This window comes from Pseudomonas sp. P116 (assembly GCF_020149425.1).
Taxonomy (GTDB): Bacteria; Pseudomonadota; Gammaproteobacteria; order Pseudomonadales; family Pseudomonadaceae; genus Aquipseudomonas; species Aquipseudomonas anatoliensis.
Window position 1 is genome coordinate 227,603 of sequence record NZ_JACVHB010000002.1, and the last position, 18,880, is coordinate 246,482.

The following is an 18,880-nucleotide window of genomic DNA, read 5'->3' on the forward strand; positions in this document are numbered from 1 at the left end:
ATCGCTGGCAAGCCAGCTCCCACAGTTTTTGGGTCGTACACAAAATGTGCATCCACACTTCACCCTGTGGGAGCTGGCTTGCCAGCGATGGCGGCGCCTCGGTCTAAAGCCCTAGAAACACGTCTCCATGGTTTCAATCACCGCCAACTGCTCATCCACCAGCAAACCCACGCGCCACTTATCGAACGTCAGGCATGGGTGCGATGTACCAAAGGAAATGATGTCACCAACGCGCAGCTCAACGCCCGGTGCCACCGTCATGAACGCATGCTGATCCATCACTGCCGTGACCTTGCACGCGCCAACGTCCTCGCCCACCGCCGGCACCACGCCGGCCCGATAACGCAGCAGCGGCACCGGCAGCCCGGCGTCGTACGCCACGTCACGCTTGCCCAGTGCAATCACCGCAAAACCCGGCTCCGGCAGCGATTGCACGTGCGCCCACACTTCCAGCGCCGGACGCAGGCCTTCGTGCAGATCACTGCGACGATCGAGCACGCAACATTGCGCCTCTTTGTAGATGCCATGGTCGTGCGCCACGTAACTGCCTGGACGCAACACGCTGAGGAATCGACCAGCAGCGTTCTGTGCTTCGAACGATTCGGCAATCAGGTCGTACCACGCCGAGCCCGAGGCCGTAATGATCGGTTTGGCGATGGCAAACGCGCCGCTGTTCTGCAACTGCACGGCCAGACGTACCAACGACGCGGCGAATTCGCGGATACCGCTGACCGCATGATCGCCGTGGATCACGCCCTCATATCCTTCGATACCGGTCAGTGCCAGCGCCGGTTGCGCGCTGATTGCCTTGGCCAACTCGATGACTTCCTGTTCGCTGCGGCAACCGCAACGACCACCGACCACGCCGTACTCGATCATCACGTTGAGCTTCACACCGCGCGAAGCGAAGTAGGCGCCGAGGTCGGCGACGTTGTCCGGGTGATCAACCATGCAATAGAAGTCGAACGACGGATCCGCCAGCAGATCGGCGATCAGCTCCATGTTCGGCGTGCCGACCAATTGGTTGGCCATCAACACGCGACGCACACCTTGGGCGTAAGCCGCGCGGGTTTGAGTTGCACTGGCCAGGGTGATGCCCCACGCACCGGCTTCGAGCTGACGCTTGAACAGCGCCGGGGTCATGCTGGTCTTTCCGTGGGGCGCGAGTTCGGCGCCGCTGTCGCTGACGAATGTCTGCATCCAGCGAATGTTGTGCTCCAGCGCTTCGCGGTGCAGCACCAGCGCCGGCAGGCTGACGTCTCGCGCCAGGTGCGCGCCGATGGCGGCGTCGCCCTTTTCCACAGCAGTATTGATGGCAGTCGTCATGGTCAAACTCCTCGCATTCATTCGCGGCCGCAGGCAGCCGCGGTTATTCGTTGATGCGCCGGGCGAGGCTGTTGGCGCTCTCGATCAATACCCGGCGATAGTCGTCGTAATTGTTCCTGGCATCGGCCCGTGGGGCGACGATGCACAATGTGCAAATGGCTACGCCGGAAGGGTCTTTGACCGGTGCGGCGAAGCAGTGGGTGAAGGTGTCGGCGACGCTGTCGAAGGAGAAGAATCCATCGATGCCGGCCTGACGGATTTCCGCCAGAAATCGCTCCAGCGGCAAGCGCTCGCCGTCGGGCAGGATGTAGTCGTCTTCGTCGATCAGGTCGATGATCTGTTGATCGCTCAGATGCGCAAGCAACAGTCGTCCGGAAGCCGTCCACGGGATCGGCGCGTTTTCGCCGATATCGGAAGAGATACGGAAATGCCGCTCGCCCTCCTTCATCAACGCCACCGTGTATTTGCGCCCGTTGAGCAGGCACATTTGCGCGGTTTCGCGGGTCTGGCTAACGATCTCCTGCAAGGCATGATCGGCCTCGCGACTGAGGTCAAAATGGCGCAAATGCGCCTGCCCGAGAAAGTACAACTGCCGGCCCAGATAGACATGACCGTCCTTGCCCACCGGCTCCAGAATCCGTCGTTCCAGCAGGGACGCGACGAGTTCGTAGACCGTGGATTTCGGGCTGCCAATGCCGTTGGCGATGTCGTTCGGACGCAGCGGCTGGCCGATCTCCTTGAGGAAATCGAGAATATCGAACGCTCGATCCAGACCTCGTGCCCGGCGCTTGATGGTGTCTTCGGTCATGTCAGCACTCACTCAAAAATCTCCATGTAGGAGCTGCCGCAGGCTGCGATCTTTTGATCTTGCCTTGTGACATATCCAAAAATGCCAAAAGATCGCAGCCTTCGGCAGCTCCTACAAGAGCCACCGTCGATCAGGCCTTTTTCTTGTATGCAATGCAGTCGATCTCAACCTTGCAATCAACCATCATGCTCGCCTGTACACAGGCCCGCGCTGGCGCGTGCTCCGGTTTGAAGTACTCGCCAAAGACCTTGTTGAAACTGCTGAAATCCCGTGGATCATCCAGCCACACCCCGGCGCGCACCACGTCTTCCAGGCCATAACCGGCCTCTTCGAGAATCGCGATCAGGTTCTTCATGGTCTGGTGGGTCTGCTCGACGATGCCGCCAACAATGATCTCGCCATCCACCGCCGGCACCTGGCCGGAAACGTGCAGCCAGCCATCAGCTTCAACCGCGCGCGCGAATGGACGAGGCTGGCCGCCTGCGGCGGTGCTGCCGGTGCCGTAACGAGTAATGCTCATGGGTGTTTCTCCTGATAAAAATTAAAACCGCGTGTTTTTGAGGAACTCAGCCAGACGCGGCGATTGCGGGCGTTCGAACAGTTCCTTGGGAGGCCCCTGCTCTTCGATCCGCCCCTGATTCATGAATACGATTTTGTCCGAGACCTCGAAAGCGAAGCGCATCTCGTGGGTCACCAGCAGCATGGTCATGCCGTCTTCGGCCAGGCCCTTGATCACGTTAAGCACTTCGCCAACCAGTTCCGGGTCGAGGGCTGAAGTGACTTCGTCGAACAGCATCAGGCTCGGGTTCATCGCAATCGCCCGGGCAATCGCCACGCGCTGTTGCTGACCGCCAGACAACTGGCCGGGAAAGTGATTGCGCCGCTCCAGAAGGCCGACCCGCTCCAGCCATTTCTCGGCCAGCACCACGGCTTCGTCCTTGTGCATTTTCTTCACCTTGAGCAGGCCCAGGGTGACGTTCTGCAACGCGGTCAAATGCGGGAACAGGTTGAATTGTTGAAACGCCATGCCGGTCATCGCGCGATGACGAGCGATGACTTTTTCGCCATGCCGCACGCGCTTGCCATTGATCTCGTCGTAACCGATGGACTCGCCGTCGAGCAGGATCTGCCCGCCCTGAAACTCTTCGAGCATGTTCACGCAGCGCAGCAACGTGGTTTTACCTGAGCCGCTGGAACCGATCAGCGTCACGACGTTGCCGCGTTGCATGCTCAGGTCGACACCCTTGAGCACTTCGACCGCGCCGTATTGTTTGTGCAGACCGCGAATATCCAGCAGCGGCTGGCCGTTTGCAGCGTTGGAAAGTTGAGCTTCAGTCATGGCAAGGCCACCCGCTTTTCAATGTGCCGGCCGAGTAATTCGATGCCGTAGTTGATGACGAAGAACAGAAAACCGGCGAACAGATAGAACTCCAGTGTCATGAAGGTCCGGGCGATGATCTGTTGGGTGCTGAGGAGCAATTCGGCCACGCCGATCACCGAGAGCAAGGTCGAGGCCTTGACGATTTCGGTGGACGAGTTGACCCACGTCGGCAGGATCTGCCGCAGCGCTTGGGGCAGCAGCACGTAACCGAGCGACTGGTAAAACGTCAGGCCAATCGCCTTGCCCGCTTCCATCTGCCCGCGCGGCAACGCTTGCAATGCACCGCGCACGATTTCCGCAACGTGTGAGCCGCAGAACAGCGTCAGCCCTAACGCACCGGCCTGAAACGCGCTGATCTGCCAGCCGGCCGCTGGTGCCATATAGAAGCAGGCCAGCACCAGCACAAACACCGGCGTACCGCGAATGATGTCGACATAAAACCGAAACGGCGCACGCATCCAGAATCTGCCGTAAGTCAGTACCAGGCCGGCGACAACACCGAGCAACGTGCCGAACAATATTGCCAGCGCCGACACCTGCACGCTGGTCAGAAAGCCCTGCCACAAGGTTTCGCGGGCAATCCACAATTCATTCAACCAACTGGGGGATTCGTACATCACAGCCTCCTATCGGCGGATCGCCAGACGCTGCTCGAGGTAACGCAGCAGCATGGCGATGAGGTAACAGGCCGCGACATACAACGCCGTAGTCACCAGCCAGGTTTCGATCACCCGGTAGCTTTCGACGTTGATCTTGCGCGCGTAATAGGTCAGCTCCGGCACCGCAATCGCGGCGGCCAGCGAGGTGTCCTTGAACAGCGAAATGAAGTTGTTCGACAGCGCCGGCAACACGTTGCGCAGCATCACCGGTACGGTGACGTAGGCCTTGACCTGCCATTCGCCGAGGCCGATCGCCAGCCCGGCTTCTCGCTGCCCTTTGGGGATGCTCAGCAAACCGCCGCGGAACACTTCGGTCAGATAGGCGCCGGCATACAACGACAACGTGATGATGAACGAGGGGATCTTGTCGAGCCGAATCCCGAGACTTGGTAACGCAAAGTAGATCAACAGAATCAACACCAGAATCGGCGTGTTACGGACCACCGTGACGTACACCGATGCCAACACCCGCAAGGCGCGATGCTTCGACAGCAAGGCAAACGCCATCAGCAGGCCGATCACGCAGCCGATGGCGATCGACACCAGTGCCAGCTGCAAGCCCAGACCGAGCCCCGCCAGCAAGGTGTCGAAATCGCGCCACACGGCGGCAAAGTTCAACTGATAGTTCATGGTCAGCAGTACCTTGAACGGGGCGATTTGAATCGCCCCGCTCTCACGGGATCATTTGAATTCGACTGGGAAACCGATCGCTGGCGATGGCAGGTCAACGCCGAACCATTGCTTGAATGAAGCGGCGTAAGTCGGGAACTCAACGCCGGTCATGGCCTCATGCAACGCGGTGTTGACGAAGTTCAGCCAGTCCTGATCGCCACGCTTGACCGCGCACGCGTAGGTCTGTGGGCTCCACGCATAGGTCGGGCTGCGATAACGGCCAGGGTTCTGCACCATCAGGTATTTGACCGAAGACTGGTCGGTGGCGGCGGCATCGGCGCGACCGGAGTTGACTGCCTGATACATCAGATCGACGCTGTCGTACTGATCGACCTTGGCTTTGGGCAGCGCCTGATGCACCAACTCTTCGGCGTAGACGTTTTGCAGGACGGCAACGGTGACGCCATCCCCGCCGGCTTGCAGGTCTTCGATTTCCTTGTACTTGCTGTTGTTCGGCAGCAGCAGGCCGACGCCTTCGCGGTAATACGGCAGGGTGAACGCCACTTGCTGAGCACGGCTGGCGGTGACAGTGATGAACTGACAGCTCATGTCGACCTTGTCGGTCAGCAAGTTGGGAATCCGCGCATCGGACGACTGCACCACAAACTCGACCTTGCTCGGATCGTTGAACAAACCCTTGGCCACAATCCGGGCGATGTCGATATCGAAGCCCTGCAACTTTCCGTCCGCCCCCTGGAAGTGCCACGGCGCATTGGTGCTGCCGGTGCCGACAATCAATTTCCCACGGGCCAGAACACTGTCGAGCTTGCCATCGGCTGCCTGGGCCATACCCATGGCAGCGGACGAAGCCGCGAGAACAAAAACACACGCTTTGAACAAGGAAGGTCGGCGATGCATGGCAAGCACTCCAGGATGATGTTTATTCCGCTATACCGGAAGACGGTTTGTTACTACGGAATAGACAGCAGAAAGTGTGCCACAGGACTCGCAAGGAATCCGCAATGGATTTAAATGTTTTTGGAATCAGGGACATGCACAAATTGCAGAAAAGAGAGTTACGCAGGATTTGGTGCCGGGGCGCTACCATTGGCTACAAGGTGCGGGTAGCGGCTTCCCATTTGGTGCTCGGTGGTCCAATAACGTGCATTGCTGAAGGGTATGGAGTCGTTTGAAAGGGAGGTCAGCGTTGGGCCGCGTTTTCGTAAACATCACCCCGCTCTCTTTTGCCATTTTGTAGGCCGCCCCCGATCCTCTGAGGCGATCTGCGGGAACATGCGGATTAATCAGTCGATCCTTCAGCTTTTTTTGGCGACATGACGTTGCGTGGTTGCGTCAGTCCTTGCGACAGCTTTGCACCATTCCCCGTGGGCGGTCACTTCGAAGCTGCGCGGTACCCATGTAGGAGCTGCGGCACGCTGCGATCTTTTGATCTGTTTTTTTAAACCAACGTCAAAAGATCGCAGCGTGCCGCAGCTCCTACAGGGTTTTGCGTCGTTCAGGGGACCTGTGGGAGCCAGCCTGCTGGCGATAGGGTCAGCGCAGACAGTCAGATTTACGCAGTTTCACGCACCAACAACACCCGCGTCACCCGCCTCTCCTCGACCGCTTTGACTGTCATCTGCCAGCCGGCATATTCCATTCGATCGCCCTTCATCGGCAACCGGTCCAGCAAGCTCATCACCAGCCCGGCCATGGTCTGATAATCCTCGGTGGGCTCGGCGCCGAAACCGGTGCGCTGGCGCACACGCGTCAGGTTCAATGCACCGCTGACGATGAATCCGCCCTGCTCCTCGACCACGTCCGGGCCTTCGATTTCGCTGGCATCGGGCAGCTCACCGGCAATCGATTCGAGGATGTCAGTCATGGTCAGCACGCCGACAAAGTCACCGAACTCATTGACCACAAATGCAATGTGGGTCGACGCCGCTCGCATCTGTTCCAGCGCGTTGAGGATCGAATAGCTGTCGAGCAGATTGATCGTCTTGCGCGCCAGGTGCTCCAGGTTCGGCTCGGTACCCGCCAGGTATTCCTTGAGCAATTCCTTCTTGTGCACGAAGCCCAGCGGTTCATCCACTGCGCCATCACGGATAAGCGGCAGGCGCGAGTAGGACGAGTGCATCAACTTGGTACGAATCGCCTCGGCATCGTCAGCCAGGTCAATACTATCGACGTCGGCCCGCACGGTCATCAGTTGGCGGATCGGCCGCTCGGCCAGTTGCAGCACACCGCTGATCATCACTCGCTCACGACGGTCGAACAGCTCGGCGCTCGGCGCATCACCGTTATCCAGCAAATCGGAAATCTCCTCGCCGACTTCCTCCGCCGCCAGTGTGCGACCTCCCAGCAGACGCATGACCGCGTGAGCGGTGCGCTCACGAATCGGGCGCAGGCCCTGCATCGAGCGCTTGCGTCGAGCGCGAGCAATCTGGTTGAACACCTCGATCAGGATCGAGAAACCGATGGCCGCGTACAGGTAGCCTTTCGGGATGTGGAAGCCCAGACCTTCAGCGGTCAGGGCGAAACCGATCATCATCAAGAAACCCAGACACAGCATGATTACCGTCGGGTGCGCGTTGACGAAGCGCGTCAGCGGCTTGCTCGCAACGATCATCAGGCCAATGGAGATGATCACTGCGATCATCATCACCGCCAGCTCATCGACCATGCCCACAGCGGTAATCACCGCGTCGAGGGAGAACACGGCATCCAGCACAACGATCTGCGCAACGATCGGCCAGAACAGCGCATACGCGGTATTGCTGGTCCGTTCGCCGACATGGCCTTCGAGCCGTTCGTGCAGCTCCATGGTGGCCTTGAACAACAGGAACACACCGCCAAACAGCATGATCAGGTCACGGCCGGAGAAGCTCTTGTCGAACACCTCGAACAACGGCTGCGTGAGGGTGACCAGCCAGGAAATACTCGCCAACAGGCCCAGGCGCATGATCAGTGCCAGCGACAGACCGATGATCCGCGCACGGTCACGCTGATGCGGCGGCAGTTTGTCCGCAAGAATTGCAATGAACACCAGGTTGTCGATACCCAGCACCAGTTCCAGCACGATCAAAGTCAACAAGCCTAACCAGGCCGTGGGATCCGCTAACCATTCCATAAAACGTCTCGATCTCTATTCAGTTAATTCAGACTGCCGGACACGGCAAAGCGCAACGCGAAGGCTTTGGGGCCGCGTTATCAACGATAGTCGTGTGTCGGAAAACCGGATGCTGCGAGTGCGTCAAGACCGCGCCATGGCGCGAGGGGAACGTGCTTCGTATCTGAAGACTGGGAGGCTCCGAGAGGGTGTTCATGTAGATCCTGAATGAAAAAAGGCCTTGCAGCGTACAGCCTGAAGTGACTTTTCCTACAGCCCGAAATCATTTCAAAATCTGTAACAGCTCCAAAATCCCCCTGTAGGAGCTGCCGCAGGCTGCGATCTTTTGATCTTGTTTTTAAAATCAAAGTCAAAAGATCGCAGCCTTCGGCAGCTCCTACAGGTTTGAATCCGTTAATTCGGGGTGACCTGCTGACGCACAGAGGACTTCAGGCCGGGACAAGGTCATCAATATGCCGGTAATCCGCATGCAGCGCCCCGGCCAGATCCTTAGCGCGCCCCAACCGAATCGGCCCTCGCTCGATGTCGATCAACAGCCCCGGGCATTCCAGAACCGGCAAACCTGTCCACGCTTTCAAACGTCCATCCGTGACCAGCAGCAAGCGCTGTTGCTCGGCGGGAAAGCGCTTGCGCCGCACTGTCAGCCATTGCTGCGCCTGCGACAATGCCGCGACTAACGGCGTGCCGCCGCCCGCACCCAAGCCATCGAGCCAGGTGCGCAAATCGCGGGATGCTTTCAAACCCTGCACCTGCCACTTCGGTGTTGCACCACTGGCGGTCAGCAATGCCAACCTCGCACGCTTTCGATAGGCGTCATCGAACAGCTGCGCGAGCAGGCCTTTGGCATCGCTCAATGCCTGATGACGGCGCGTCGACGCCGAGGCATCGACGATCACCAGCCACAACTCATGGGGCGTGCGCGTGCGCAGTTGCAACAGCAGGTCTTCACGACGTTGCGGACGCCCCTTGAGCAACGTTCCCGGCCAGTTCACTGAACCGCTGATGGCCGCGTGACGTTTGCCCTGGCGTCCGTTGTCGAGCCGACCGGCACGGGGTCTGGCATTCGCCCCCGCGTCGGATCGGGGGCGAATGCCTAGGGCTTTTTTGGCCAGCTCGGGATTTCGCGACGGCTGCCAGTGGCGAGCGTCGGGGCCGGCATGTCGCCCCACTGGCCCTGCCCTTCGCTCGGGTTGGCTGCAGCGTTTTCCGGGGATTGCGCAGGTTGTTGAGGGCTTGAAGATGGCTGTTCACGACGACGATGACGCAAGGCAAATTCGGCCACGGCATCGATGTCCTCTTCGCCAATCGCCTCAGCTGCGCGCCATGCCGCGTGCGCACGCGCCGCACGCAGCCACACCAGATCGGCGCGCAGCCCATCGACGCCAGCGGCAAAACAGCGCTCGGTGATTTGCGCCAGTGCAGCATCGTCCAGAGGAATGCCGGGCAAGGCGCTGCGGGCGTTTTCACAGCGCTCGCGCAAGGCTTGTTGCGCGGCTTCCCACTGCATGCAGAACGCTTGCGGGTCGCTGTCGAAGTCGAGACGTCGACGAATGATCTGCCCGCGCTCGGCCGGCACGGTGTGGCCGCTGAGCGCGACGTTCAGACCAAAGCGATCAAGCAACTGTGGGCGCAGCTCGCCCTCCTCCGGGTTCATCGTGCCGATCAGGACGAACTTCGCCGAATGCCGATGGGAAATACCATCGCGTTCGATCAGGTTGGTGCCGCTGGCCGCGACGTCGAGCAGCAGATCCACCAGGTGATCGGGCAGCAGATTGACTTCATCGACGTAGAGCACGCCGCCGTCAGCCTTGGCCAGCACGCCGGGGGAAAACTGCGCGCGACCCTCGCTGAGGGCGGCGTCAAGATCGAGGGTGCCGACCAGTCGTTCTTCGGTGGCACCCAGCGGCAACGTAACGAACTGACCGCTGGCGAGCAGGTCCGCCAAACCCCGGGCCAGGGTCGACTTGGCCATGCCGCGCGGGCCTTCGATCAGCACGCCACCGATTTTCGGGTCGATGGCGGTGAGGCACAGGGCGAGCTTGAGATCATCGGCGCCGACCACGGCGGACAGCGGGAAATGGGGGGTGTCGGTCATCTTCAGTACTCGGTCATGGTCGGTGATCTGGCGAGGTTCTTTGGGGCTACCCTGATCCAATGTGGGAGCGAGCTTGCTCGCGAAGGCGTCCCGTCAGGCAGTATTTCTGCGGATGACACTCAGCATTCGCGAGCAAGCTCGCTCCCACAGGGAATTGCGTGCATCAAGTGTCTTCTTCTATATCCAGCAGCAGATTTTCGAGCGCTTCTTTATACGCCCCCGGTTCCTGCCACATCCCGCGCTGTTGCGCCTCCAGCATGCGTTCAGTCATGTCACGCAGTGCATGAGGATTATGCTCACGAACAAAATCGCGCGTTACCGGATCAAGCAGATAAGCGTCAGCCAGCAACGCGTACTGATGATCGTCGATCAACTGTGTGGTGGCATCGAATGCGAACAGGTTGTCGACCGTTGCCGCCAGTTCAAACGCACCTTTGTAGCCGTGACGCTTGACCCCGTCGATCCATTTCGGATTGGCCGCGCGTGAGCGGATTACCCGATTCAGCTCTTCTTTCAAAGTGCGGATCTTCGGCAAATCCGGCTGGCTGTGATCGCCGTGATAACTGGCCGCCGCTTCACCGCGCAGGGTTTCCACGGCCGCGAGCATGCCGCCCTGGAACTGGTAATAGTCGTTGGAATCAAGCAAGTCGTGCTCGCGGTTGTCCTGATTCTGCAGCACCGCTTGCACCTGACTCAGGCGCTGGACGAACTGTTCGCGGGCGGCGGTGCCCTCGTCCGCACCGCCATACGCGTAAGCGCCCCAGTTCAGGTAAACCTCGGCCAGATCCTCACGACTCTGCCACAGACGACCGTCGATGGCGCCTTGCACACCGGCGCCATAAGCACCGGGTTTGGCACCAAAGATTCGCCAACCGGCCTGGCGCCGCGCGGCCTCTTCATCCAGGCCCGATTGCAGCAAGGCCTCGCGTTCGGCGCGCACTTTGGCGGCCAGTGGGTTCAGATCGTCGGGCTCGTCCAGCGCCGCCACCGCTTGCACGGCGGCGTCGAACAAACGGATCAGATTGGCAAACGCATCGCGGAAGAATCCGGAGACCCGCAGCGTCACATCGACCCGCGGTCGGTCCAGAAGGCTCAGCGGCAGGATCTCGAAATCGTCGACTCGCTGGCTGCCGGTGGCCCATACCGGGCGCACGCCCATCAGCGCCATCGCCTGGGCGATGTCATCACCGCCAGTGCGCATCGTCGCCGTGCCCCATACCGACAGGCCGAGTTGGCGCAGATGATCGCCGTGGTCTTGCAGGTGTCGTTCAAGAATCAGCGTGGCCGACTGGAACCCGATGCGCCACGCGGTAGTGGTCGGCAGGTTGCGCACGTCCACCGAGTAGAAGTTGCGCCCGGTGGGCAGTACGTCGAGACGTCCACGGCTGGGCGCACCACTCGGGCCGGCCGGGACGAAACGGCCGCCGAGGGCATCGAGCAGGCCGCGCATTTCTGCCGGGCCACAGGCGTCCAGACGCGGGGCGACGACTTCGCGCAGGTTGTCGATGATGACGCGGACTTCGGCCCAACCCGCTTCCTGTAGGAGTGAGCCTGCTCGCGATGGCGGTGTGTCTGTGAAAAAGTCGTCGGCTGACACATCGCCATCGCGAGCAGGCTCACTCCTACAGGGGTTGTGCAAGGTTTGAGAGATCAGTTCGGCGGCGAACAATTCGAGGCGTTCACGGGTGTCGCCAGCGGTGCGCCAGACTTCATCGGCCACGGTTTGCAGTTCGACGGGACGCGGGCCGACCCACGGCTCAGCCAGCGCACAATCCAGCGGATCAAAACCCAGTTCAAACGCCTTGGCCAGCGCCCGCAACAGACTCGACTGCGCACCTTTGCCATCGCCGCGCGGAATGCGCAGCAACGCCAACAAGGTATCGATACGCAAACGCCCGGAGGGTGATTCGCCAAAAATGTGCAAGCCATCGCGGATCTGCGATTCCTTCAGATCACATAAATACGTGTCCAGACGCGGCAGCCAGATCGCTGCATCGGCATCGCTGTCCAGCGCGGCATCCAGTTGCAGTTCGCGGTCGATCTGCGTATCGCGTACCAGTTGCAAAATATCGCGCTGCAACTCGCGAGCACGGCGCGGATCGAGCAGCTGCGCTTCGTAATATTCGTCAGCCAACAGCTCCAGATTACGCAGCGGTCCATAGGTTTCGGCGCGGGTCAGCGGCGGCATCAGGTGATCGATGATCACCGCTTGCGTGCGCCGTTTGGCCTGGGCGCCCTCGCCCGGATCGTTGACGATAAACGGATAGATATTCGGCAACGGCCCAAGCAACGCGTCGGGCCAGCAGTTCTCCGAGAGCCCGACACCTTTGCCCGGCAGCCATTCAAGGTTGCCGTGTTTGCCGACGTGGATCACGCCGTGGGCGCCGTAGGTGTTGCGCAGCCAGAAATAGAACGCCAGATAACCGTGCGGCGGTACCAGATCCGGGTCGTGGTAGACCGCGCTCGGATCGACCTGATAACCGCGCGCCGGTTGGATGCCGACAAAGGTCAGGCCAAAGCGCAACCCGGCGATCATCATGCGCCCGTCGCGGCACATCGGATCGTATTGTGGCGGGCCCCAGCGTTCGATCACTGCCGCGCGATTGGCCTCGGGCAGTGCGTTGAACATCATCAGGTAATCGTCCATCGCCAGACTTTGCTTGCACGGGCGCAAATCAAGGGTGTCGAGATCATTGCTGACGCCACCGAGCAATTGCTGGATCAGCGAGGTACCGCTGTCCGGCAACTCGGCCGTTACCGGATAACCCTCGGCCTGTAACGCCCGCAAGATGTTCAGCGCTGCCGCCGGCGTGTCGAGGCCGACACCGTTGCCGATGCGCCCGTCGCGAGTCGGGTAATTGGCGAGAATCAGCGCAATGCGTTTTTCGGCATTCGGCACTCGCGCCAGATCGATCCAGCGTCGCGCCAGCTCGGCGACGAAATCCATGCGTTCGGGTTGCGCTCGATAGCAGACCACATCTGACTGACTGCGCTCGCTGCGCCAGGCCAGATCCTTGAAGCTGATCGGGCGGCTGATGATGCGTCCGTCGAGTTCCGGCAAGGCGATGTGCATTGCCAGATCGCGCGGGCCGAGGCCCTGCTCGCTGTCGCGCCAACCGGGCTCGTTGTCCTGAGCGCAGATCGCCTGAATCACCGGAATGTTGCGGCGAAACGGCCGCAAGTGCGGCGCTTCGGGACTCGACTGGGCAAAACCGGTGGTGTTGAGAATCACCCCCGCCTCGACTTCATCCAGCCAATCCTCGACCACCGACAGGCAGCCGGGTTCTTTCAGACTCGCCACCGCTATCGGCAAAGGGTTCAGCCCCGCCGCTTGCAAGCGCTGGCAGAAAACATCGATGAACGCGGTGTTCGCCGCTTGCAAATGCGAGCGGTAAAACAGCACCGCCGCGACCGGTTGATCGGGCTGCCAATCGGCCTGCCAGTCACTCAGTGCGGCGCTGGTTTTGTGCGGATGGTAAATCGCCGTGCGCGGCAGGGTTTGCGGTTCGCCCCACGGGTAATCGCGGGCGAGCCAACGGCTGGCCAGGCAATGAAAGAAATCCACGGCGTTGCCCATGCCGCCCTGACGCAGGAACTGCCAGAGCCGGTCACGATCTTCGGCGTTGACGGTGCTCAGGTCACTGAGTTCCGGATCGGGGCGATCATCACCCGGCACCAGAATCACCTGCACGCCACGCTCGGACAACTCAATCAAACGCTCGATGCCGTAGCGCCAATAAGCGATGCCGCCGTGCAGCGAGATCAGAATGACTTTGGCGTGGCGCAGCACTTCATCGACGTAGAGATCGACCGAAGCGTGATTCTGCACTTGCATGGGATTGGCCAGGCGCAGGCTCGGATAATCCTCGGGCAGTTGCTGCGCAGCTTCGGCGAGCAGCGCCAGGCTGGAATCGCCGCTGCACAGGATTACCAGTTCGGCCGGGGTTTGCCCCAGGTCCGCGATGTTGTCATCCGAGACGAAACCGCCGGGCTGGGTCCTGAGCAGGTGCATGGGTTAAACGCTGAGCGCAGCGCGCAGTTGCGCTTCGAGTTGCGCGGCGTCGAGCTCCTGACCGATCAACACCAGACGCGTGACGCGCGCTTCATCGGCGCCCCACTGACGGTCGAAATGCTTGTCGAAACGCGTGCCCACGCCTTGAATCAGCAAACGCATCGGCTTGTTCGGGATCGCCGCAAAGCCCTTCACACGCAGGATGCCGTGCTTGACCACCAGTTGCGTCAGCCCGTCGAGCAGCAGGCTTTCGTCGGCTTGCGGCAGTTCGATGGAGATCGAATCGAAGGCGTCGTGATCGTGGTCATCGTGATCGTCATCACCGTCGTGGTGATGGTCGTGATGGCTGTGACGGCTGTCGATGTGTTCTTCGGAACCGGCGCCAAGGCCGATCAGCACGTCCAGCGGCACACGACCACTGCTGGCTTCGATGATCTTCACCGCTGGCGGCAGTTCTTCGGCGACTTCCAGGCGTACGCGCGCCAGGTCTTCAGGGCTGATCAGGTCAGATTTATTAAGGATGACGAGGTCGGCGCTGGCCAGTTGGTCGGCGAAGAGCTCGTGCAGCGGCGATTCGTGATCCAGGTTCGGGTCGAGTTTGCGCTGGGCATCGACCTGATCCGGGAACGCGGCGAAGGTGCCAGCGGCCACGGCCGGGCTGTCGACCACGGTGATCACCGCGTCAACCGTGCAAGCGCTGCGGATTTCCGGCCACTGGAAGGCTTGTACCAGCGGTTTTGGCAAGGCCAGGCCAGAGGTTTCAATGAGAATGTGGTCGAGGTCACCGCGACGGGCAACCAGTTCGCGCATTACCGGGAAAAACTCTTCCTGCACCGTGCAGCACAGGCAGCCGTTGGCCAGCTCATAAACGCGGCCCACGGCTTCTTCTTCGGAGCAGCCGATGGTGCATTGCTTGAGGATTTCACCGTCGATGCCCAACTCGCCAAACTCGTTGACGATCACCGCAATACGGCGGCCCTGAGCGTTGTCGAGCATGTGCCGCAGCAATGTGGTTTTGCCCGAGCCGAGGAAGCCGGTGACGATGGTGACAGGGAGTTTGGCCAGTGTTTTCATCGGTATGCCCTTTGGCAAAGTGGCGGGCATACGGGACGAGAACCGGCACCGCGCGTGCGTGCCTGGAGAGTTCGCCACCGGATCACCCCGCCCGGTTGAAATTGAGAATCTGTGACGAGGCAGGTCTCCTGGCTGACGGTGTTCAGGCGCTGGGCCTGGATTCACTGCGCCTTCCCGCGGGCTCTGTGGATTGAGCTTGCAGTGGCGTGGCAGCGAACATCACCGTTCACAGTTGCGGGGGCAGCCGCGGCATTGACCGCGTTCCCTTCTTAGCTTCGGCAATGCCGAAGAACCTCGAAGGCGCAAGGCTACGCATGGTGCAGTGGTGGGTCAATGTTTGGATACGGGGCATATCCGTTGCTGCGGGTGCTGCCGCTGGCGGTTTCGCTCTTACAGCGAGTCCCTTTTTCAAACGCCAAAAAGGAACCAAAAGGCTTTGCCCCCGGCGTACGGCACTTCGCTGAGGCTCAGTGTTCCCTAGCTACGGTGTCCATCCGGGGGCATCGCCTACGGTTTGCTGCGCTGCACCTCCTCTCGATGAATGCGGCTTCGCCGCACGGCGCTACGCGCCTACCCCCCGGATGAACACCTTCGCTCGGCCTGCCGAAGGGGGCTAAGAGCAAGAGCAACATCAAAAGCCAGATCAAAAGCCAGATCAAAAGCCCCTCACCCTACCCGTCTTCCAGAGGGAGAGGGGACTGATCGAGGTGTTTGGGAGAAGTACACCGACGTGAAACACCGAGTCGAACACCGATTCCGAAAAGCCCAAAAATCGGCCCCCCTCTCCCTCGGTAGTGGACTGGGACGAGGGCAAACCCAACACAAAACCAAAGCCAACCGCACGCTCCTCCCCCACTCAACACAATGAGCGTTAGCTCGAGTGCAGCTTTTGATCTTGATCCGCGGGCGACGTCGGGAGGCTGAGTGGAGGGATTCATCCGGGGAGGACATCGAAAGGAGGTGCAGCGAAGCAAACCGGAATCGATGCCCCGGATGGATTCCGGAGCGAAGGAACCCCGAGCTTTAGCGAGCGGGCCGGACGTAGGAGCAAGCCTTTTTGGTTACTTTTTCGGCGTCTGGAAAAAGTGACCCGCCGTAAGGGCGGAACCATAAGAAGCCACACCCGCAGCAACGGATAAGCCCCCAAAGCAAATTGACTAAAAACCCCACACCATGCTCTCCTACACCACTTGTTACGGGTGCCCTTCACAGGGTGAAACGGGAAACCGGTGAATCATGTGCTTTACTCAGAGCCATGTCAGTCCGGTGCTGCCCCCGCAACGGTAAGCGAGCGAAGCGTCAGATCCACTGTGCCATTGCGGCATGGGAAGGTGACGCTTGCAGGTCGGCCAGACGCCAACCCCTCGTGAGCCCGGAGACCGGCCCGCAACACACAGCGCGCAATTGGCGTGCTGAACATAACAAACCCGCGGTGGGCGGGCGCTGTTTGAACCTCTGCGTGCCCGCGCCGCAGGGGTTTTCATGCGCTCTTGTCCACCCCTGACATTCCAGAGGGACGCGCCATGTCGATCATCACCAGCACCGGCAGCAACACGGACAAAATCTCCAGCACCACCACCCTGAGCCAACGCCTGACCGCCGCTGTTTTCGCGTCGATCCTGGGTGCAAGCCTCGTCTATTTCGCCGGTTTCTCGCACATCGAAGCCGTGCACAACGCGGCTCACGATACCCGCCACAGCGCCGCGTTCCCGTGCCACTGAGACCTGCCGACATGATCAAGCGAATTGCGCAAACCGCAGGTTTCACCGGTCTGCTGGCCGCCCTGCTGCTCACGCTGCTGCAAAGTTTCTGGGTGTCGCCGCTGATTCTTCAAGCCGAAACCTATGAAAAATCCGAGCCTGTTGCCGCGGTTCACGAACACGCCGCCGGCACCGCTGCGCACACCCATGATGCCGAAGCCTGGGAGCCGGAAGACGGCTGGCAGCGCGTGCTTTCGACCACGGGTGGCAATCTGGTGGTGGCCGTTGGTTTTGCCTTGATGCTGGCCGGTCTCTACACCCTGCGCGCGCCGACCAAAACCTCGCAAGGTCTACTGTGGGGCCTAGCCGGTTACGCGACGTTCGTCCTCGCACCGACCTTGGGCCTGCCGCCTGAACTGCCGGGCACTGCCGCGGCGGATCTGGCTTCGCGGCAGTTGTGGTGGATCAGCACTGCCGCTTCAACCGCTGCCGGTCTGGCGTTGATTGCGTTCAGCCGTCATTGGTTGGTGAAAATCCTCGGTGTGGCCATCCTCGCCGTACCGCACGTGATCGGCGCACCGCAACCGGAAGTGCATTCGATGCTCGCGCCAGAAGCACTGGAAGCGCAGTTCAAAATCGCTTCGCAATTGACCAACGTAGCGTTCTGGCTGGCCTTGGGCCTGATCAGCGCCTGGTTGTTCCGCCGCAAGATCGATGGTCAATACCACGCATGACGACTGACAGCGCAGCGCCGACTTTCGTGGTCGGTCTGGGCTGCCAGCGCGGCTGCCCTGCGAGCACGCTGCGCGCGTTACTCGATCAAGCCTTGCAAGCCAATCGCATTGAACTGCATGCAGTGAAGGCTTTGGCCAGTATCGACTTGAAACGCGATGAACCCGGCTTGCAGGAACTCGCGAATCAACTGGCCCTGCCGCTGCTGTACTTCAGCAGTGAGGAATTGGCCAGCTATGCACAGCGACTCAGCCACCATTCGCAGATTGCCTTCGAGCGCACCGGTTGTTATGGCGTAGCGGAAAGCGCCGCACTGGCACTCGCCGAACAGCTGATTCAGGCGCCGGCAAAGCTACTGATTTCCCGACAAAAATACGCTCAGGCAACGCTGGCATTGGCCGGCGCCGCGTAAATTCCCGATAATCCCCGCCATTCATCATGAGCAATCTTCATCTGAAGCGTTGCCGCGCCTATTTCCCAAGGATTCTACGATGACCGTTTACTTCATCGGCGCCGGCCCCGGCGACCCGGAATTGATCACCGTCAAAGGCCAGCGACTGATACGCAGTTGCCCGGTGATCATCTACGCAGGTTCGCTGGTACCCGCGGCGGTGCTCGAAGGTCATCAGGCAGAAACACTGGTCAACAGCGCTGAATTGCATCTGGAACAGATCATCGAGCTGATCAAAACCGCGCACGCCAAGGGCCAGGATGTGGCGCGGGTGCATTCGGGGGATCCGAGTCTCTATGGCGCGATTGGCGAGCAGATCCGCTATCTGCGTGAACTGAATATCCCGTTTGAAATCATCCCCGGAGTGACGGCGACCGCGGCATGTGCGGCGTTGTTGGGCGCAGAACTCACGCTGCCTGACGTATCGCAAAGCGTGATCCTGACCCGTTACGCCGACAAGACGGCAATGCCCGCCGGCGAAGAGCTGGGCAGTCTGGCGCAGCATGGCGCGACGATGGCGATTCATCTGGGGGTCAATCATCTGGAAAAGATCCTGACTGAACTGCTGCCGCATTACGGCGCGGATTGCCCGATCGCGGTGATTCACCGAGCGACCTGGCCGGATCAGGACTGGGTGGTGGGGACGCTGGCGGATATCGCCGAGAAGGTTGCCGCCAAAGGCTTTCGCCGCACAGCGTTGATTCTGGTTGGGCGGGTATTGGGGAGTGAGGTGTTCAGCGAGTCATCGCTGTATCGCGCCGGGCATGCGCATCTTTACAGACCCTGAAAATCAAAAGATCGCAGCCTTCGGCAGCTCCTACATTGGAATACATTTCCCTGTAGGAGCTGCCGAAGGCTGCGATCTTTTGATCTTGTACTCCAGACAACGCATTCATC

At 60.4% G+C, this 18,880-nt stretch carries 16 protein-coding genes and 2 riboswitches; of the genes, 4 read left to right on the forward strand and 12 right to left on the reverse strand.

Features of this window, described 5'->3' with window-relative positions; all coding sequences use genetic code 11:
• Positions 1-111: 111 nt before the first annotated feature.
• From ICA15_RS07395 to cobW, 12 genes are all read right to left on the reverse strand, one after another.
• A complete protein-coding gene (locus ICA15_RS07395) occupies positions 112-1,326 on the reverse strand; it encodes an amino acid deaminase (RefSeq protein ID WP_210552863.1) in 1,215 nt (404 codons plus the stop codon).
• A 43-nt stretch (positions 1,327-1,369) separates the two neighbouring features.
• Entirely contained in the window at positions 1,370-2,134 is a 765-nt protein-coding gene (locus ICA15_RS07400; RefSeq protein WP_150602502.1) for an IclR family transcriptional regulator, read from the reverse strand.
• A 130-nt stretch (positions 2,135-2,264) separates the two neighbouring features.
• Positions 2,265-2,654, reverse strand: coding sequence for a RidA family protein (locus tag ICA15_RS07405; protein ID WP_007912330.1), 390 nt, complete (start codon positions 2,652-2,654; stop codon positions 2,265-2,267).
• Positions 2,655-2,675: 21 nt separating this feature from the next.
• Positions 2,676-3,473, reverse strand: coding sequence for an amino acid ABC transporter ATP-binding protein (locus ICA15_RS07410; RefSeq protein WP_210552864.1), 798 nt, complete (start codon positions 3,471-3,473; stop codon positions 2,676-2,678).
• Complete coding sequence (locus tag ICA15_RS07415) at positions 3,470-4,132, reverse strand: amino acid ABC transporter permease (RefSeq protein ID WP_150615455.1); 663 nt, start codon at positions 4,130-4,132, stop codon at positions 3,470-3,472. The genes ICA15_RS07410 and ICA15_RS07415 overlap by 4 nt, the downstream gene beginning before the upstream one ends.
• A gap of 9 nt (positions 4,133-4,141) precedes the next feature.
• A complete protein-coding gene (locus tag ICA15_RS07420; protein WP_024012746.1) occupies positions 4,142-4,804 on the reverse strand; it encodes an amino acid ABC transporter permease in 663 nt (220 codons plus the stop codon).
• A gap of 51 nt (positions 4,805-4,855) precedes the next feature.
• Complete coding sequence (locus ICA15_RS07425; RefSeq protein ID WP_150592056.1) at positions 4,856-5,704, reverse strand: transporter substrate-binding domain-containing protein; 849 nt, start codon at positions 5,702-5,704, stop codon at positions 4,856-4,858.
• A 655-nt stretch (positions 5,705-6,359) separates the two neighbouring features.
• Positions 6,360-7,919 carry a TerC family protein gene (locus ICA15_RS07430; RefSeq protein WP_150615453.1) on the reverse strand — a complete coding sequence of 520 codons (1,560 nt, stop codon included), beginning with the start codon at positions 7,917-7,919 and terminating at the stop codon, positions 6,360-6,362.
• A gap of 428 nt (positions 7,920-8,347) precedes the next feature.
• The gene (locus ICA15_RS07435; protein WP_210552865.1) at positions 8,348-9,088 is read right to left on the reverse strand and encodes a vWA domain-containing protein; all 741 of its coding nucleotides are present in this window, start codon (positions 9,086-9,088) and stop codon (positions 8,348-8,350) included.
• On the reverse strand, positions 9,013-10,014 hold the full coding sequence (locus ICA15_RS07440; RefSeq protein ID WP_210552866.1) for an ATP-binding protein: 1,002 nt from the start codon (positions 10,012-10,014) through the stop codon (positions 9,013-9,015). The genes ICA15_RS07435 and ICA15_RS07440 overlap by 76 nt, the downstream gene beginning before the upstream one ends.
• Before the next feature lie 163 nt (positions 10,015-10,177).
• Positions 10,178-14,026 carry a cobaltochelatase subunit CobN gene (cobN, locus tag ICA15_RS07445; RefSeq protein ID WP_210552867.1) on the reverse strand — a complete coding sequence of 1,283 codons (3,849 nt, stop codon included), beginning with the start codon at positions 14,024-14,026 and terminating at the stop codon, positions 10,178-10,180.
• A 3-nt stretch (positions 14,027-14,029) separates the two neighbouring features.
• A complete protein-coding gene (gene cobW / locus ICA15_RS07450; protein WP_210552868.1) occupies positions 14,030-15,100 on the reverse strand; it encodes a cobalamin biosynthesis protein CobW in 1,071 nt (356 codons plus the stop codon).
• A gap of 100 nt (positions 15,101-15,200) precedes the next feature.
• Positions 15,201-15,412, reverse strand: a riboswitch (cobalamin riboswitch).
• 868 nt (positions 15,413-16,280) lie between these two features.
• Positions 16,281-16,503, forward strand: a riboswitch (cobalamin riboswitch).
• 120 nt (positions 16,504-16,623) lie between these two features.
• On the opposite strand from cobW, the gene ICA15_RS07455 reads away from it, so the two are divergent.
• The 4 genes from ICA15_RS07455 (at position 16,624) to cobM (ending at position 18,770) form a co-directional block, all read left to right on the forward strand.
• Positions 16,624-16,821 carry a CbtB domain-containing protein gene (locus ICA15_RS07455; protein ID WP_150602464.1) on the forward strand — a complete coding sequence of 66 codons (198 nt, stop codon included), beginning with the start codon at positions 16,624-16,626 and terminating at the stop codon, positions 16,819-16,821.
• Between the two features lie 11 nt (positions 16,822-16,832).
• A complete protein-coding gene (locus tag ICA15_RS07460; RefSeq protein ID WP_210552869.1) occupies positions 16,833-17,534 on the forward strand; it encodes a CbtA family protein in 702 nt (233 codons plus the stop codon).
• Complete coding sequence (locus tag ICA15_RS07465) at positions 17,531-17,944, forward strand: cobalamin biosynthesis protein (RefSeq protein WP_150602466.1); 414 nt, start codon at positions 17,531-17,533, stop codon at positions 17,942-17,944. Before ICA15_RS07460 ends, ICA15_RS07465 begins: the two co-directional genes overlap by 4 nt.
• Positions 17,945-18,023: 79 nt before the next feature.
• On the forward strand, positions 18,024-18,770 hold the full coding sequence (cobM, locus tag ICA15_RS07470; protein WP_150615447.1) for a precorrin-4 C(11)-methyltransferase: 747 nt from the start codon (positions 18,024-18,026) through the stop codon (positions 18,768-18,770).
• Positions 18,771-18,880: the final 110 nt, after the last annotated feature.

Excerpts from the sequence above, each read along its gene's own strand:
- ICA15_RS07395 (WP_210552863.1), bottom strand. The coding sequence starts at position 1,326 with ATGACGACTGCCATCAATACTGCTGTGGAAAAGGGCGACGCCGCCATC.
- ICA15_RS07400 (WP_150602502.1), bottom strand. The coding sequence starts at position 2,134 with ATGACCGAAGACACCATCAAGCGCCGGGCACGAGGTCTGGATCGAGCG.
- ICA15_RS07405 (WP_007912330.1), bottom strand. The coding sequence starts at position 2,654 with ATGAGCATTACTCGTTACGGCACCGGCAGCACCGCCGCAGGCGGCCAG.
- ICA15_RS07410 (WP_210552864.1), bottom strand. The coding sequence starts at position 3,473 with ATGACTGAAGCTCAACTTTCCAACGCTGCAAACGGCCAGCCGCTGCTG.
- ICA15_RS07415 (WP_150615455.1), bottom strand. The coding sequence starts at position 4,132 with ATGTACGAATCCCCCAGTTGGTTGAATGAATTGTGGATTGCCCGCGAA.
- ICA15_RS07420 (WP_024012746.1), bottom strand. The coding sequence starts at position 4,804 with ATGAACTATCAGTTGAACTTTGCCGCCGTGTGGCGCGATTTCGACACC.
- ICA15_RS07425 (WP_150592056.1), bottom strand. The coding sequence starts at position 5,704 with ATGCATCGCCGACCTTCCTTGTTCAAAGCGTGTGTTTTTGTTCTCGCG.
- ICA15_RS07430 (WP_150615453.1), bottom strand. The coding sequence starts at position 7,919 with ATGGAATGGTTAGCGGATCCCACGGCCTGGTTAGGCTTGTTGACTTTG.
- ICA15_RS07440 (WP_210552866.1), bottom strand. The coding sequence starts at position 10,014 with ATGACCGACACCCCCCATTTCCCGCTGTCCGCCGTGGTCGGCGCCGAT.
- cobN (WP_210552867.1), bottom strand. The coding sequence starts at position 14,026 with ATGCACCTGCTCAGGACCCAGCCCGGCGGTTTCGTCTCGGATGACAAC.
- cobW (WP_210552868.1), bottom strand. The coding sequence starts at position 15,100 with ATGAAAACACTGGCCAAACTCCCTGTCACCATCGTCACCGGCTTCCTC.
- ICA15_RS07455 (WP_150602464.1), top strand. The coding sequence starts at position 16,624 with ATGTCGATCATCACCAGCACCGGCAGCAACACGGACAAAATCTCCAGC.
- ICA15_RS07460 (WP_210552869.1), top strand. The coding sequence starts at position 16,833 with ATGATCAAGCGAATTGCGCAAACCGCAGGTTTCACCGGTCTGCTGGCC.
- ICA15_RS07465 (WP_150602466.1), top strand. The coding sequence starts at position 17,531 with ATGACGACTGACAGCGCAGCGCCGACTTTCGTGGTCGGTCTGGGCTGC.
- cobM (WP_150615447.1), top strand. The coding sequence starts at position 18,024 with ATGACCGTTTACTTCATCGGCGCCGGCCCCGGCGACCCGGAATTGATC.